Source organism: Paenibacillus sp. YAE3 (genome assembly GCF_057546105.1).
Map to the genome: position 1 here is coordinate 196,648 of NZ_BAAIYF010000007.1, position 14,577 is coordinate 211,224.

General features: G+C 49.7%; 14 protein-coding genes. 3 read left to right on the forward strand and 11 right to left on the reverse strand.

The annotated features are described in order from the left end of the window. Positions 1 to 3: 3 nt before the first annotated feature. The 6 genes from AC27KL_RS15450 to AC27KL_RS15475 all read right to left on the reverse strand — a co-directional run bounded on the left by AC27KL_RS15450 (position 4) and on the right by AC27KL_RS15475 (position 8,011). Entirely contained in the window at positions 4 to 789 is a 786-nt protein-coding gene (locus AC27KL_RS15450; protein WP_487170263.1) for a gluconate 2-dehydrogenase subunit 3 family protein, read from the reverse strand. Between the two features lie 443 nt (positions 790 to 1,232). Continuing rightward, on the reverse strand, positions 1,233 to 2,501 hold the full coding sequence (locus tag AC27KL_RS15455; RefSeq protein ID WP_487170264.1) for a cytosine deaminase: 1,269 nt from the start codon (positions 2,499 to 2,501) through the stop codon (positions 1,233 to 1,235). Beyond that, positions 2,470 to 3,747 (reverse strand): cytosine permease, encoded by a 1,278-nt coding sequence (codB, locus tag AC27KL_RS15460; protein ID WP_487170265.1) that lies wholly within the window; start codon positions 3,745 to 3,747, stop codon positions 2,470 to 2,472. Before codB ends, AC27KL_RS15455 begins: the two co-directional genes overlap by 32 nt. 630 nt (positions 3,748 to 4,377) lie before the next feature. Continuing rightward, positions 4,378 to 5,139 carry a flavin monoamine oxidase family protein gene (locus tag AC27KL_RS15465; protein ID WP_487170379.1) on the reverse strand — a complete coding sequence of 254 codons (762 nt, stop codon included), beginning with the start codon at positions 5,137 to 5,139 and terminating at the stop codon, positions 4,378 to 4,380. Then, on the reverse strand, positions 5,093 to 6,415 hold the full coding sequence (locus tag AC27KL_RS15470) for an MFS transporter (protein ID WP_487170266.1): 1,323 nt from the start codon (positions 6,413 to 6,415) through the stop codon (positions 5,093 to 5,095). The genes AC27KL_RS15465 and AC27KL_RS15470 overlap by 47 nt, the downstream gene beginning before the upstream one ends. Before the next feature lie 207 nt (positions 6,416 to 6,622). Then, positions 6,623 to 8,011 (reverse strand): aminotransferase-like domain-containing protein, encoded by a 1,389-nt coding sequence (locus tag AC27KL_RS15475; protein ID WP_487170267.1) that lies wholly within the window; start codon positions 8,009 to 8,011, stop codon positions 6,623 to 6,625. A gap of 335 nt (positions 8,012 to 8,346) precedes the next feature. Between AC27KL_RS15475 and AC27KL_RS15480 the strand changes: the two genes are divergently transcribed. Then, on the forward strand, positions 8,347 to 9,459 hold the full coding sequence (locus AC27KL_RS15480) for a hypothetical protein (protein WP_487170268.1): 1,113 nt from the start codon (positions 8,347 to 8,349) through the stop codon (positions 9,457 to 9,459). Here the strand turns inward: AC27KL_RS15480 and AC27KL_RS15485 are convergent. Together AC27KL_RS15485 and AC27KL_RS15490 are read right to left on the reverse strand one after the other, a co-directional pair. Then, entirely contained in the window at positions 9,446 to 10,099 is a 654-nt protein-coding gene (locus AC27KL_RS15485; RefSeq protein WP_487170269.1) for a hypothetical protein, read from the reverse strand. The genes AC27KL_RS15480 and AC27KL_RS15485 overlap by 14 nt on opposite strands. A gap of 274 nt (positions 10,100 to 10,373) precedes the next feature. Next, positions 10,374 to 11,090: a MerR family DNA-binding transcriptional regulator gene (locus AC27KL_RS15490; protein ID WP_487170270.1), complete on the reverse strand. Its 717-nt coding sequence runs from the start codon at positions 11,088 to 11,090 to the stop codon at positions 10,374 to 10,376. A gap of 154 nt (positions 11,091 to 11,244) precedes the next feature. On the opposite strand from AC27KL_RS15490, the gene AC27KL_RS15495 reads away from it, so the two are divergent. Next, entirely contained in the window at positions 11,245 to 11,928 is a 684-nt protein-coding gene (locus tag AC27KL_RS15495) for a DUF6273 domain-containing protein (RefSeq protein WP_487170271.1), read from the forward strand. Positions 11,929 to 11,982: 54 nt separating this feature from the next. Next, the gene (locus tag AC27KL_RS15500; RefSeq protein WP_487170272.1) at positions 11,983 to 12,891 is read left to right on the forward strand and encodes an RCC1 domain-containing protein; all 909 of its coding nucleotides are present in this window, start codon (positions 11,983 to 11,985) and stop codon (positions 12,889 to 12,891) included. A 62-nt stretch (positions 12,892 to 12,953) separates the two neighbouring features. Here AC27KL_RS15500 and AC27KL_RS15505 read toward each other — a convergent pair whose 3' ends face one another. From AC27KL_RS15505 to AC27KL_RS15515, 3 genes are all read right to left on the reverse strand, one after another. After that, complete coding sequence (locus tag AC27KL_RS15505) at positions 12,954 to 13,298, reverse strand: hypothetical protein (protein ID WP_487170273.1); 345 nt, start codon at positions 13,296 to 13,298, stop codon at positions 12,954 to 12,956. Positions 13,299 to 13,304: 6 nt separating this feature from the next. Beyond that, a complete protein-coding gene (locus AC27KL_RS15510) occupies positions 13,305 to 13,736 on the reverse strand; it encodes an SHOCT-like domain-containing protein (protein ID WP_487170274.1) in 432 nt (143 codons plus the stop codon). 80 nt (positions 13,737 to 13,816) lie between these two features. Next, complete coding sequence (locus AC27KL_RS15515; protein ID WP_487170275.1) at positions 13,817 to 14,182, reverse strand: DUF2089 family protein; 366 nt, start codon at positions 14,180 to 14,182, stop codon at positions 13,817 to 13,819. Positions 14,183 to 14,577: the final 395 nt, after the last annotated feature.

Genomic DNA, 14,577 nt, shown 5'->3' on the forward strand with positions numbered 1-14,577 from the left:
AATTTATTCGCTCATGTGAGCCTGCAGGCTTTTCGGCTGGATCTTGACCAGCCCTTCCTTCGTAATCTGCTGAGCATAGCTCATTTGGTTGCCCGGAAAATTGCGCATCTTCCATCCGATCATATTCCGGTTGCCGCCATAGAGCGGATCCGCGTAGACCCCTTCGATCGTCAAATTCCTCAGCATGTTGAAGAAACTGCTGCTCGTCACCCCGCGCATGGGAAAATGGTCTCCTTTCTCCATGGCGGCCAGCACTTCATCCTGCTTCTGGGCCTCAAGCTCCGTAAAATCCTTTTGATGCTTTTGCCGGCAGTAGCTCTTCAGTCCTTCCAGCCCCAGCGTGAACATTTCGTTGCGCTTCAGGCGCGACTGTTCTCCCTGCGTTGCCTGGGCTTGCACGAAAGGACCCATCATATAGTCCCGCGCGTTATAACCCCACGGGCCTGCAAGCTGATGATCAATAAAAAAGGCCACGCCCAGCGCCTTGGCACCGGGACCGTTCTCATCTTCGGGATAAATCCGTTCCACGGCCGCTTCGGTCATTTTAAACTGCTCCTGATTAAAAAACATCAGCGCATCCTGCAGCGAAGCTTCCGGCTTGTTGCTGGCCGGCGCCGGCGCGGGGGCATGATTTTTCTCCAGACTGTCCGTCAAGACGCCCCCGAACACGCCGCCGACGACCAAACCGCCCAGCGTCATGCCCGAGGCTTTCAAAAATTTCCGCCGGGATTCATCCAGTTGTTTTGACCGGGCCGGCTTGCTGTTTTTTCTCAGTTTCAGTCCTGGCAACATGATCCCTCCGATTATGAATATTGTGGATACAATAATTAACACCACTGCGAATGAGTTACCCAAAATTTCTCTGTATTAAACGGCAGCATCTGACATGAGCTGTTATATTGGGACCAAATGCCTAGCAAGACGCAGCCTGCGATTTTCAAAAAACGCCCTGCTCTGCGTGAATGAGCGCGCACGCCGTACTGCTTCGGTTTCGGAAAGACCCGTCACGTTTAGAACGCAAAAAAGGCCGCAATGATGCGGCCATTCAACCCGTATGCTTCTCGTCCGAAACGAATGTACATATGTACATATCCGATTTTTTACGCACTAAAAATCCCCTCATGCGATGCAGGAAGATTTCGCGTTCACGCGATCCTTGTTATCCTGTCAGCCATGAGGGGATGTTGGTTTAATACGAAGGTTCTGCTTGATGCAACCCGCGCTTCATCCGATTATTTATTGAAAGTGATCTTCTCCGCGCCGCCCTCAAGAACGATCGACGTGTCCCGCGGCTTCGTTTCCGCGATTTTGCGGCCGCCTCTGAACGAATAAAGCACTGCCGCCTGTTTGCGTACGGCTTCATATTCGTTTTCTGCTTCTAGAACGATGAAGTTGGCCGGCTTGCCTTCTTCAATGCCGTACGCATCCTCGATATGCAGCGTTCTTGCGCTATTTTTTGTAATGAGATCGATCGAATTCACGATTTGATCGTAACCGAGCAACTGCGAAGCATGGATGCCCATGTGCAGCACCTGAAGCATGTTGCCCGTGCCCAGCGGATACCACGGATCAAAGATGTCATCGTGCCCGAAGCACACGTTAAGCCCGGCTTCCTGCAGCTCTTTGACGCGCGTCAGCCCTCTTCTTTTCGGATAGGTGTCGAAGCGGCCCTGCAGGTGGATGTTAACCAAAGGATTGGAGACGAAATTCAGGTCTGCCATCTTCAACAATCTGAACAATTTGTACGTGTAAGCATCATTGTAGGAACCCATCGCCGTCGTGTGGCTTGCGGTCGTACGGGAGCCCAGCCCGCGTTCGTAGGCTTCTTTGGCGACGACTTCCACGAAACGGGATTGCTCGTCGTCGATTTCATCGCAATGGATGTCGATGAGACGATCGTATTTTTCGGCGAGGTCAAACGCGACCTTCATCGAATCCACGCCGTACTCTCTCGTGAATTCGAAGTGCGGAATGCCGCCGACCACGTCAACGCCCATCTTCAGCGACTCTTCCAGCAGTTCCGCGCCGTTCGGGTAGGAATGAATGCCTTCCTGCGGAAAAGCGACAAGCTGGATATCGATGTACGGCGCCATCTCTTCTTTGACTTCAAGCATCGCCTTCACTGCGGTCAAGCTTGGATCGGTGACGTCCACATGCGTCCGCACATGCTGGATGCCCTGCGCGATCTGCCACTTCAGCGCCGTTTTGGAGCGGGTTTTGACGTCTTCGTGAGTCAGGAACGCCTTGCGTTCCGACCAACGCTGGATGCCTTCAAAGAGCGTTCCGCTCAAATTCCATTCCGGCTCGCCGGCCGTCAGCGTAGTATCCAGATGAATATGAGGTTCAATGAACGGCGGCAGTACAAGCGATCCGTGAACGTCCATGATTTCATCGTTCGCCGATGGTTCCAGCGATTGCGTAATTCGTTCAAACTTCCCGTCCTTCACGACGATATTCCATAAGCCTTCTTTACCCCGCAATTTTGCGTTCTGTATAATCATTTGAATTCCCCTTTTCTTTGGATTCTTTGGCAGGAACGATCAGCATCAACACGATGTAAACCACCGCCGTGCCGATCAGTGCGTTCAATGGCGTTACTCCCGGAGCCAGCTGGGCGAAAGCTACGCCGATGGCCCAAGCGGCCATCGCTATCCAGTTTACCTTCTTAAAAGCCATATCGGCAAAAGGTTTATAGTTTCTGCGCTTCACAACGAAGTAGTCGGCGACGATGATCGCCCCGATCGACGGGATCGCCGCGCCCAGCACATTCAGAAACCCGACGAAATTGTTGTACATCCACATGGCAAATACGGTACCTACGATGCCGTTCACAACAACGAAAAACTTTTTCGAAATTTTCGTGATGTTGGCGAAGCCCAGCCCGGAAGCATACAGGGCATTATCGTTGGTCGTCCAGATATTCAGCCCCAGAACGATGATCGCCGGAACGATCAAACCTTGCAGGAACATGACCTCCGAGATATCCGCCAGGTTATAAGCCATTGCGCCGACCGCACCGAACAGGAACATGAGCGAGTTCCCCAGGAAAAACGAGATGACCGTCGCGATCACCGCCTGCCGGGAAGTCCGGGAAAACCGGGCGAAATCGGGCGTCAGCGTTCCGCCGCTAATAAATGACCCGATACAAATGGTCAACGCTGCTGCAACCGTCAGCGACTGCGACGGCGTGTAATCGAGCAAGCCTTGCAGGCCGCCCAGTGAATTTGCTCCCTCGAACATCGAATACCCGCCGAGAATGGCAATGGCCGGAACCGCAATATAGCCCAAAATGACGAGCGACTTCATGCCGAAGATGGCGGACGCCGTCATGGCGAGACCAAACAATAAGATCAGCAGGTACACGTTCCAATCCATCGCCCTCGCGACCGGAACCGCGAACATGGCCACGCCGACGCCGAACCATCCGACCTGCGTGAAGCCGAGCAGGAATGAAGGAAGGTACGACCCCTTCTCACCGAACGAATATTTTGCCAGCAGGTGGGTTGAGAGGCCTGTTTTGGCAGCGATATGTGCCAGCGCTCCCGTATAAATGCCGAGAACCAAATTTCCCGCAAGTACAATTCCGATGAACTCCATGAAGGTCAAGCTGACTCCCAGCGTCCCTCCTGCCAACATGCTTGCCGAGAAGAACGTGAACGCCAGCATGACGGAAAATGTCTTCAAAAAATTGTTTCTCTGCGTTTTCGGTACCTCTTGCCACGAAAACTCTTGATCTTGTTTGCTCATCAGAATACCTCCAGCTTCAAGTTTCCTGATACCAAAAAAGCAGAAAAAAGAGGCTACTCGTCAAGTCTCAAACTGACAAAGTAGCCTCTTTTTTTACATCATAACCCGCGCGAAGACACAGAGCATCCCCCTGACGGAACATGCACCGATTCACGCGTGATTATAAACATCCGCTGCCCTTGCCAGCCTCTCTGGACTGATTTAAAGGTACCAGTATTCAATTACATTCTATTATTTTGGAAAAACCCGCGAATGTCAATGTCATTATTATCCAATGGCACTGAAAAGGAAATTTACCTGCATGCTCTCAAAGCATCAAGGAGTCTAGAAGGTTAGCCTTAGCCGGGAGATCGAGAACGGTTCTTGTCAGGTCGTGAAGTCCATAAGTAAGCTCATTTTTTAGCTTGTAACGCCGTACTCGTGAAAACGGATGCCGAATACCCACCAGACGCTGGCGGCGTTCGGTTAATCGTTATTTTAATAGGCCGCTCAAAACTAAGCTAGCAACAGGACCAAAAGCCGTGATGCTCGCTTTCGATTTCGATTTGTGTCCGGCCGCGCGAGGAATCCAACGCATCGAGACCCGCTTCCATAGGTTCGACGATTAACCGTGTTGGCACAAGACGCAGGTTATCGATGGGTTTTATAAAGCTCCATCAGTTCCAATGCCGCTCGCTCGGCTGATTGCAGCGCACCTTCAAGATGCCCGCCCTGCTCGTCGGCAGTCTCTGTGCCTGCAAATATGATTTTCTTCCCCCAGTTCGCCGCACTTCCAAGCGGACCATAACTCGGGTAGTCGCGAAGGGGTTCCGCATCTTTACCTACCGCTGTGTCCAGATCACTGGACCAATCCTTGTATAGAAGGGCAGTTACATTTTCTGCAGACGGGCCGAAAAGTCGGGCCAATTGATCCACAACGAGGCGGAGCACGTTTTCCTCACCCAGTTCTTGGCGCGTTTTCGCCGGGATTCCAAAGAAACCAAAAAGAGCGCCTGCTCCCGTTTCAGGCGATGCATCATGGATTTCCTGCAAAGGTCCTTCCCAGCTTGAAGCGAGACCAGAAAGCCCATGTTCCCGCCAAAACGGACGTTCGTACACCGCAATGACTTTAGCCTGAGACGCCATCCACGTGGGTTTATCGACCATGCCGGCCATGAAATCCGGAGGCAGTTGCGGGCAAAAGGAGAAGTTTTGCGCAACCGCTCGAGGAGGCAAGGCAAGTATCACCGCACCGGCACGGATACGATCGCTCGCACCCTCGGTTTCAAGCATGACAGCTCCATTTTTTTTCTGGCGGACCTGAACGAAAAAGCGAAGCTCCTTTTGAGGTTCTTCGCATAATACATTAAAATTTTTGAGCGTTTTTTGTGATACTTTGTCTGTTAAGTTGATTTCCGCCTCCTCGTGACCAAATCACCACCGGAATGAGCAATAAAGATAAAACGCCTCCGGCAACTGACAATATCAGATAACTCGAACCTGCCACAATCATTCCCGACAATACTCCGCTAGCAGCTCCCGACAGCGCAATCAAAACATCCACTGTACCTTGGGTTTTTGCCCGTGTGGAAGTTACAGTCGAATCAACGATAAGTGCAGTCCCGCTGATCAACCCCAAATTCCATCCTAATCCAAGCAAAGAAAGCGCGATGATTAGCAAGACCATTGAATCTCCTGGTGCAAAAGCTGCTGTTAAACCCGCTAAAAGCAAGATAACTCCAGAAGCAATGCCCATCGTATGACGTCCAAACTTATCGACCAGGACACCTGTAACCAGTGAAGGGAAATACATGGCACCGATATGAAAACCAATAACAAGACCCACTGCACCCAAGCCATGTCCATGATGGCTCATATGAACGGGTGTCATGGTCATAATAGCAACCATTATGATTTGAGTAAGAATCATGATGGTTGCGCCAACGATGATGCCTCTTTTGTTTTTTGCATGTTCATTTCTTGTCAAATGCACCTGATCCCCAGGTACTTGGCTGGTGGCTGCAATCGTCCGGGCTATGACCAAGGGGTCCGGCCGAAGCATGATGAAAAGGACAACTCCTGCCAAGATATACGCTGCTGCTGCTAAAATAAATGGACCTGCAAGAGACGGAACACCAATAGAACGCGCAACATTCCCCATCACATTGACTAAATTCGGACCTGCAACCGCACCGAATGTTGTAAAAACCATCGTAAGACTAATGGCAGTCGCACGCTGTTTACTATTGGCTAAGTCTGTGCCTGCGTAACGTGCTTGCAGATTTGTTGCGGTCCCCGACCCATAAAAAAGCAGTGAAATAAATAGCAGGATAACGCTGTTTATAATAGCAGCAATGATGATTCCTATTGCTCCTAGTCCACCGATGATAAAACCCGCTGTCAGACCGGTACGACGTCCATAATGTTGAGAAAGTCGCCCAACGAATAAAGCTGCTCCTGCCGACCCTAAAGTAAATAACGCGGATGGAAGGCCGGCAAACGCATCAGTCCCGAGCATTTGCCGTGCAAGAAGCGCCCCTACCGTAACTCCTGCCGCTAATCCTGCACCGCCAAAAATTTGCGATATGCTCACGACGAATAATGTACGTTTGTATAACGTTTTTAGTTTTTCCGAAGGAATGACATCATTCTGTAACGAAGCAGTTGATTGGACCTTTGGTAACACCATCTAATCCCCCTTTCTTGGAAGCAATCATTTTTCTTTGTATCCTCCAACATTTGAATCATCATAACACGCGCAAAAAAACCATACAATGTCATAATTGTATGGCATACAATATAAAGCAGTTCTTCAGAAACTTTCGAGAGTCTCCTTTATATTAGTTTGGTCCAAGGTCATTTCCCTTCGATCTCCTTGGAAATGAAGGGTCGGGCACTAGGTCATCTCGTTTAGCAAACTTTTAAGGATCATTAGTCCTTGTTCAAGCTCTTCGATCGTTTCCGGCGCACAGACCGAAATTCTCACAGCTCGCTCGGGACAACTATTCCCAACGACAAAACGTTCGGCCGCGTACACCTGTATCCCATGCTGTGCGGCTAACGTTTCAAATTCGGCGCCAGTGATCTTGCCTGGTAATCTCAGCCACCGGAAGATGCCTGTTTCATCGCCTAAACATGTATAACCGCCCAAATATCGATTTACGATTTGATTTCTGCGAATCGTCTGTTCCCGATGGCTCTTGATTAAGACTTCAAATTGATTGGATACAATCGTTCGTGCAGCCAGCTCTGCCAGCAACGGGGAAACGGATACGTTCAAGTTGTAAAGCGCTTTTGAAATCGGCTCCTTGAATTGGCTTGGCGCTGCGACATAGGCTAGTCTTAATCCCGGTGCAATGGATTTCGATAAACTCGCAATGTAGATGACCTGCTCCGGTGCAAACGATGCAACTGCCGGAAGCGGTTTTTCGTTGTAGAGACGATACGATGCATCTTCAATAATGAACAGATGATACTTCTGGGCTATGGCTGCAATCGCTTTTCGGTTTTCGACGCCCATGAACGATGCTGTCGGATTATGATAATCCGGGATCAGGTAAATGCCTTTTATATTGTCATTTTTACATGCATATTCCAAAGCTGTCGGACTCATTTCGTCTTTCTCTGATTTTATCGGCACCAATTGTACATGAAGCATCGCCGCTGCAGTCTTTAGGCCAGGGTAAGTGTGCGGATCGACACCGATGCGATCTCCGGGTTTACAGAGGCTCGCCAGCGTGGCAGCAATGGCATTTTGACCCCCATTTGCAAATAAAACATGATCAATGGTTGTTTCAACCCCGCCCCTGCGGATGAATTTTACCGCTGCATCCTTTTGCCAAAGGCTTTCCCCTGCCCGACCATAACCAAACCATTTTTCATAGTCCGCTTCTTGAAGCATATTTTTAAGTTGAAGCAGCAGCGGCTCATAGGAAACGTTATCCGGCAGTGTTGCTCCCATTTCAATTAAATGCTTTGGTTTGGTGTCTTCAAGTAAATACGCATTCGATAACGCATCATACGATACAAATGTTCCGCTTCCAACAGATGCGCTTAACAAGCCTTTTAACTCGCACACTTTAAACGCTTTCGATATGGTACTTAAATTTAAATCCAAATAATCGGCCAGTTCTCGCTGTGGCGGAAGTTTTGTTCCGGGCAATAAATTTCCGTTTAAAATATCCTGCTGCAATTGCTCTGCGAGCGCTTGATAAATTGGTTTTTTTGTTTTATCGATCGACGGCTTCCAGCTCATGGGATAGTTTTCAAAAGAATTAATCGGCATGGTACACTTCCTTTTTCATCTTGCCCGTTTTTTGTTCAAGCTACATTCTCAATTATAATATCCTTGATGTACGTTGAACGTTATACGGCCTGTACGTATTTTGAGGTCACCAGATAAAAATTTTCTGGCGGCCTCTTTTTTGCGTAGTTCTGATTGTGGAGCAGTTTTGCCGGACAGCTGAACCGAAATTGTGAACGCAGCATCTTTGACGTAAAGGGTATGGCGACCCGAGTATCGCATGTCCCTTTTCATCCCGTGTTGTCCGACAGTTACAAAGCGAACGCCGAGGCATGATAAGCGTCCAAGCAACAATAGTTCTGTGCGGATATAATATGTTGAACATCACGATGGAACGATTTTCAATTGGACCCTATTGGAGGAAGGTGAAACAAGTGCTTGTCAAATCACGACATAAGCACATCAGCAAAATGTGCAAAAAGAAAATTAAGTTCGGGCGTAGCGTAAGGAAGAGGATGCGCCGCAAAATTCCTGTTTCCAGAACGCGGTTCGACGCGTTACTGGGCATTTTGGAAGCATTGGAACGACAACTGCATGAGGGATTGGCCCATTTGAACAATGTGCAAATCCAGGCCCTTCGCAGTGAACTGATCGCTTTACAGGAACAATTTCAAAACTTGGGCGTTAATATCCCCGTTCGTCCAGCATTACAGGAATTGATGTTGGCTGAAAACGATCCGTCGGATTTCTCTCCGTTAGCACTAAGCCTCGAATTAAAAGAGATCTTCAATCGTGTCGATGCCTTCATTCTCAGGTTTGAGCTTTCGGAAACCGCCATTGCCCGACTGGAGAGAGAGATTCAACAAATCCAGATCGATCTCAATTTAGTTTTGCTTCAATCCAATCCAGGCCCGCAAGGCCCTCCAGGCCCTCCAGGTCCTCCAGGTCCTCCGGGACCGATCGGGCCACAGGGTCCGCAGGGTCCACAGGGTCTTCCTGGATCGGTAGGTCCGCAAGGTCCAGAGGGCCCGCAAGGCCCACAAGGTCCGCAGGGTCCACAGGGGCCGCAGGGTCCGCAAGGTCCTAATTTCCTGGAGGAATTCGCTACAATCGATGGTGGATTTGTCGGCGATGTCCCCAACAACTCGCCAATCCCTTTCAATATGCCGCCTGAAATTAACGGGACGTTTATCTCGCAGACGCCCCCGTCTCCCAATGTGTTTTTGGCAGGCGGGCACACCTACCTTATCAATCGGGAGATTGGCAATATCACTACCACATCGGCTCCGGTTCAATTCATCTTGACGTTGAACGGAACGGAAGTCCCATACAGTTTTACTTCCGCAGTGCAAGCGTTGGGGTCCTCGACGGCAGGCACGAGTATCGTTACGACGCCGCCGGGCGAACCGAGCGTCCTGCAATGGGTCAATGTCTCAGGTTTCACGGTCAATAACCTTGGAGCCACCATGACCATTGTTACGATTGCGTAGTGCTTTTGATCGCCAGCACCGATTTAGGCAGGACGTATAACTTCGCTAACGGATCTCCTCGGCGGATCGTGCTGGGCCGCAGAGGCTCGAACGCGATCGGCAATCCGAGATGCTGCTGAACCGACTCCACGGATGGACCTAAGAGAAGTCCCGGATGAACGATGAAATTAGCCTCCCTCATTTCGATCGGTAGGATCAACAACAAGTAATCCTCCGGAATTTCAATAGACCAGCCGAGCCGCCATTCCAATGTTCCCTCGCCGTTCGGAATGAACATTGAGCGGTAACGTCCTTCGTATTCATATTCGTGGATTTTGTACCAAGAAGACGGCTTAACCCCCAACAGTATATCGTCTTTCTGCACCCATTCATCCATATCGGTCAGCTGTTTGAGCCGCGCGAATTCTTCGGGTTTTTCCATTGTCGTTTGAATTTCCTCTAGCGGATGAATGGCTACATCAACGGGGGAATATAGCGTCCAGCCCAGTTCCTTAGCGCTGCGATATGGCCAACAAGCTCCCTTGACTCTACGGTTCTTAATCCATCTTGCTTCCTGGTCGAGCGGCTGAGGCTTTGATAATTTTTCTTTCTCGGGCAAGATGGCTGCTTGAATGAGCTGTCGAAACGTAATCATGGTCAACGCCCTATTCATCTCCTTTATCCTCACGATTCATTTCGAGACGATTCATTTCGAGGTCCGATTGTGATCTGTAATGACATCATATGTTGGTAAGGTCAATTCTGCTATCCGTTGAAACCACGAAAACAAGGCGGTCGCTCTTCAAAAATGAGGGGCAACCGCCTTGTATTTTGTCGTGTACATCTGCCTCAGCCGCTCAATCGGGCCATCCTCGGAAGATCCTCCGCAAACTTGACGCAGCTTCCAATAGCAAATGCGGGCCTTTTATGAGTATTCAACCTTCGTCTCTGCTTTGCAAAACGTCGATATATTTCATCATTTCGGATATGCCGTTCATTTGATTTATCAATTGGTCATCCAGCTGTTGCAAAGCCATCTTGAAGGAGCGTTCAATTGCGGCGAGATCGTGTGTCTCCAAAGCTTCAAGCAATTGCTTCATGCTTTCGATAAAATAAACGGTTTTTCTTAAACTGCTTAGCACAATAATCTTTTTTAACTCTCGGGACGTAAAGACCCTATAACTGTTCTCCGGATTCCGCATAGAGCGGATAAGCCCTTCCTTCTCCCAATGCCGGATCGCGGATGGATTGACGCCTGCGATCGCGGCGACCTCCCCGATTTTCATCTTTTCCGAAACCTGCACATTCCTGTACCTGGAGAAGTCGGTTTTTTGAACCAGGCCCATGATCTCTTCCAATCGCTGTTTCTCGGCTTGGATATTGTGCTGTTGTAGGTTGATTTTCCATAGAGCCTCTTCGACGCGGCCCTTTTTTAACAACCCCATGACATCGTAGCTGACGGGAATGCCGAATCCCTTTTTTAAGGCACGCAAAGCTATAAATGCCCGAACATGGCACGGCGTATAGCATCTCCGATTGCCGGCCGTCCGTGGAACGTCGGGCACCAAGCCGAGTGTTTCATATCTTCTCAATGTGGTGGTACTGACATGAAGTCTCGTGGCCATTTGTTTCGGCGTAAAGTTTTGGTCCATCGGCTGCACCTTCCTTAAAGTCAAACCCTAAAGTACGGCAACAATATTATAAGGAATCTCCTCCCTCCCCACAAGGACGATTGGCATATAAACCGAAATCTTGCATGAATGTTGTATGATCGAAGTCGGATAGAAAAATCAAGGAGGGAACTTTATGGAAAAGGGTCTTTTTGCCTTATCGTGCGGGAACCCCAAGCCCGGCGATTTCATTACGTTCGGCAAGTATCCACAGACCGCAGACGGTATAGAACGGGAGATTGTATGGCGCGTACTTCAAAATTCAGGAACCGAGCTGTTTGTTTTGAGCGAGTCTATTTTGGACTGCAAGAGGTACCACGGCCAAAGCGCGGAATTGAAGTGGCGGGATTGCACGGAAATGACGTGGCATGACTGCGATTTGCGCGAGTGGTTGAATCATAAATTCTATGATGCTGCATTCGATGCGGCCGAAAAGCGGCTCATCAGGACGACTTATTGCACGGGTAACGGAGAAGGCTGCCCGGATACTGAGGACAAAGTCTTTTTGCTAAGCGTTGACGAGACTAAAGTTTTAACCGAAATTCACGGTAAAGGTTTGCTGCGCGCCGTCGGAACCGGTTTTGCCAAGACGAAAAAGCCCGACGGATGCAGCTTATATGTGTATGATAAAACGAACAAAGATAACTATATCATGCAAGACGGCGAAGAACTCGGCTGCTCGTGGTGGTGGCTGCGAACGCAAGGCAACAAACCGACGCGCGCGTGTTTTGTAGGAACAGGCGGCAGTATTCGCAGTTATGGGAATAACAGTATCGGCGGTTATGGGGTGCGTCCTGCTTTAAGGATCCATCTATCATGATAAAGATGATGCATGAAATGATATAAACCAAGTCTTCTTTTCTAGGAGGTTAACATGGGTAATCATTCACCGAAAGAAGCCGCGTTAACAGTGAAACGGTGGCCTAAAGCTCCCCTGGCGGCGGGTCGTCGCCACAGCGTCGGCCTCCGAGCAGACGGCACGGTGACGGCAGTCGGCGATAATAAGTATGGCCAATGTGAGGTGAAGAACTGGCGCGACATCGTAGCGGTCGCGGCGGGTAATGTGCATATGGCGACGAACACGGGCAATGCTCATACGATCGGGCTTCAATCGGACGGTATGGTGGTGGCCGCAGGCTGGAATAAGCATGGCCAATGCGATGTAAGCGGCTGGCACGACATCGTAGCGGTTGCGGCAGGTTGGAGTCGTACCGTCGGGCTTCAACAGGATGGCACAGTGGTGGCCGTGGGACGGAATCTTGAGGGCCAATGCAACGTAAACGGCTGGCGTGATATGGTGGCGGTCGCGGCGGGGGACTGGCATACGGTCGGGCTCGCCTCGAACGGCGCAGTGGAGACGGCTGGCAATAATCGGTACGGACAATGCAATGTAATCAGCTGGCGCAACATCGTGGCAGTATCGGCGGGTTATCTTCATACCGTCGGGCTTCAATCAGACGGCACGGTGGTCGCTGCAGGTTTGAGTAAGCATGGCCAATGCAATGTAAGCGGCTGGCACGATATCGTGGCGGTTGCGGCGGGTAGTCATCACACCGTCGTCCTGAAAACGGACGGCACGGTGGCGGCCGTGGGTTGGAATAAGCATGGCCAATGCGATGTAAGCGGCTGGAGCGATATCGTGGCGATCGCGGCAGGTTGTGCTCATACTCTTGGCCTGAAATCGGACGGCACGGTGGTGGCTGTAGGCGATAACGAATATGGCCAATGCGATGTAACCGATTGGTATAACATTCAACGGCCAGGCCATTCGTTTTCAAGGTGATGAATCCAAATGGACATGAAAGCCATGCGCCGATGTTCCCTCGCATGGCTTATACGGCCTAACTACAATTTAATAAACACTTTCGTGCCGTCCTTCGCTTGAACATCCACCAGGACCGTTCCTTTGCAACGTTGCAACTCTTGGACGAGCTGCCTAATCGCTTCCTTCGTGTTTCGGTCTTCGAGAATCGACAGCAGCAGCTCCATCCCGAACCGGCTGCTGTCCGGATCAAAATCTTCCTTTTGACTTGAGTGCGCACCCGAATGCCCGCCTTTTTTGTTCAGCCACCCCTTCATTTTGCGCTGGACAAAATTGGAGGTCAGGATGCCGCTCCCCATGCGCAGCACAGTATATGGGACCGGAATCGTAAGTGAGCCCTCCTTGCTCTTCACCTTCACAATCATCATGACCGATCACTCAATTACTACGGAGACGGTATCCTTTTCACCGGAACGGACGTCCACGATTTGCCCGTCGAGCTCGTTCTCGATGGCATCGATCAAGAGGCGGATATCGATATCCTTCACATATTTCGCGGCCTGCGGAATATTGGAAGCGATGCTGTGCCCCGCTCCAAGAAGAGCCTTCAACAGTTTAATCGGCAAATTGATGCTGACATTATCGTTATCTTGGGTTGTTACCCGTATTTTTAACGTTTTGTCTAAATAAGCGCCGGATGAAGACGACGGTTGCTTTGCATAGTCGGCTTTCCCAAGCACCTGCATGCTTGGCGAAGTAAGGGGCATTTGCTTTTCTTTTAGCGCGCTAATCAACTCTGAAGCCTTGTCTGAATCAATTTTGCCTTCCTGCATCATGGACAGCACTTTGCTGATTTCTTCTTTCATCGGTTTTTCCTCCTGAAAGTTTTTTGGGCACGATGCTTCCTGAACCGGCTTCGGAACAAGCTCGCCTCGGAAGCATTGGCTTATTCGCCCTTCAACATTTTGACGGCTTCATCGGCGGTGATTTCGCCATTTTCCAGCATGGAAATGACCTTCTTCTCATCGATTTCCGGCTTCTTCCGCGCATCGTATCCGAGGGCCGCAATGACATCATTAAGCTTGCCGCGGACCGTCGGGTAAGATATGCCGAGCTCTTTCTCCACTTCCTTGATGTTGCCCCTGTTCACTAGAAAAGTGATGACAAAATGGAGCTGTTCGGGCGAGAGTAGAGCCAGCTTCGACAATTCGAACTTGTTCTCGATCGTCGTCCGGCAATGCCCGCATTCCAGCTTGACGGCGTGCAGCGGATGGTCGCATACGGGACACTGTGTGATGATGGGATATTTCATACTCTACTCCTTTCTTTTTTTGAATTATAAACCAGCAAATTCCATTTGTAAATATAAGGAATCAATTTTATTAATTACGAAATTAATTTTGTTGATTTTACACGTTGTGATGATAAATATTTTAAAACCCGTGATTAAAAACAAAGCGACAGGCGAATCCGTCCTCAACCTCGCATAGTAAAAAAAAACACTAAAGCAATACATGCTTTAGCGTCATGATGGAACAACAGGCTCTCAGAGCTATTTGATCTATATGAAATTTGCCAGATGCCCTTACTCCAGATAACATTTGATCGAGGAAAAACGAGCCTTACGCTCATCATGGCTCGCTTTCGACCCGTTACGGCCGGTGCTTCCCGTAAGAAAAATCCTGCCGGACTACCGGCAGGATATCG

Bases quoted from the DNA above. Each gene is read 5' to 3' on its own strand.
- AC27KL_RS15455 (WP_487170264.1), bottom strand. From the start codon at position 2,501: ATGATTATACAGAACGCAAAATTGCGGGGTAAAGAAGGCTTATGGAAT.
- codB (WP_487170265.1), bottom strand. From the start codon at position 3,747: ATGAGCAAACAAGATCAAGAGTTTTCGTGGCAAGAGGTACCGAAAACG.
- AC27KL_RS15470 (WP_487170266.1), bottom strand. From the start codon at position 6,415: ATGGTGTTACCAAAGGTCCAATCAACTGCTTCGTTACAGAATGATGTC.
- AC27KL_RS15475 (WP_487170267.1), bottom strand. From the start codon at position 8,011: ATGCCGATTAATTCTTTTGAAAACTATCCCATGAGCTGGAAGCCGTCG.
- AC27KL_RS15490 (WP_487170270.1), bottom strand. From the start codon at position 11,090: ATGGACCAAAACTTTACGCCGAAACAAATGGCCACGAGACTTCATGTC.
- AC27KL_RS15495 (WP_487170271.1), top strand. From the start codon at position 11,245: ATGGAAAAGGGTCTTTTTGCCTTATCGTGCGGGAACCCCAAGCCCGGC.
- AC27KL_RS15500 (WP_487170272.1), top strand. From the start codon at position 11,983: ATGGGTAATCATTCACCGAAAGAAGCCGCGTTAACAGTGAAACGGTGG.
- AC27KL_RS15505 (WP_487170273.1), bottom strand. From the start codon at position 13,298: ATGATGATTGTGAAGGTGAAGAGCAAGGAGGGCTCACTTACGATTCCG.
- AC27KL_RS15510 (WP_487170274.1), bottom strand. From the start codon at position 13,736: ATGAAAGAAGAAATCAGCAAAGTGCTGTCCATGATGCAGGAAGGCAAA.
- AC27KL_RS15515 (WP_487170275.1), bottom strand. From the start codon at position 14,182: ATGAAATATCCCATCATCACACAGTGTCCCGTATGCGACCATCCGCTG.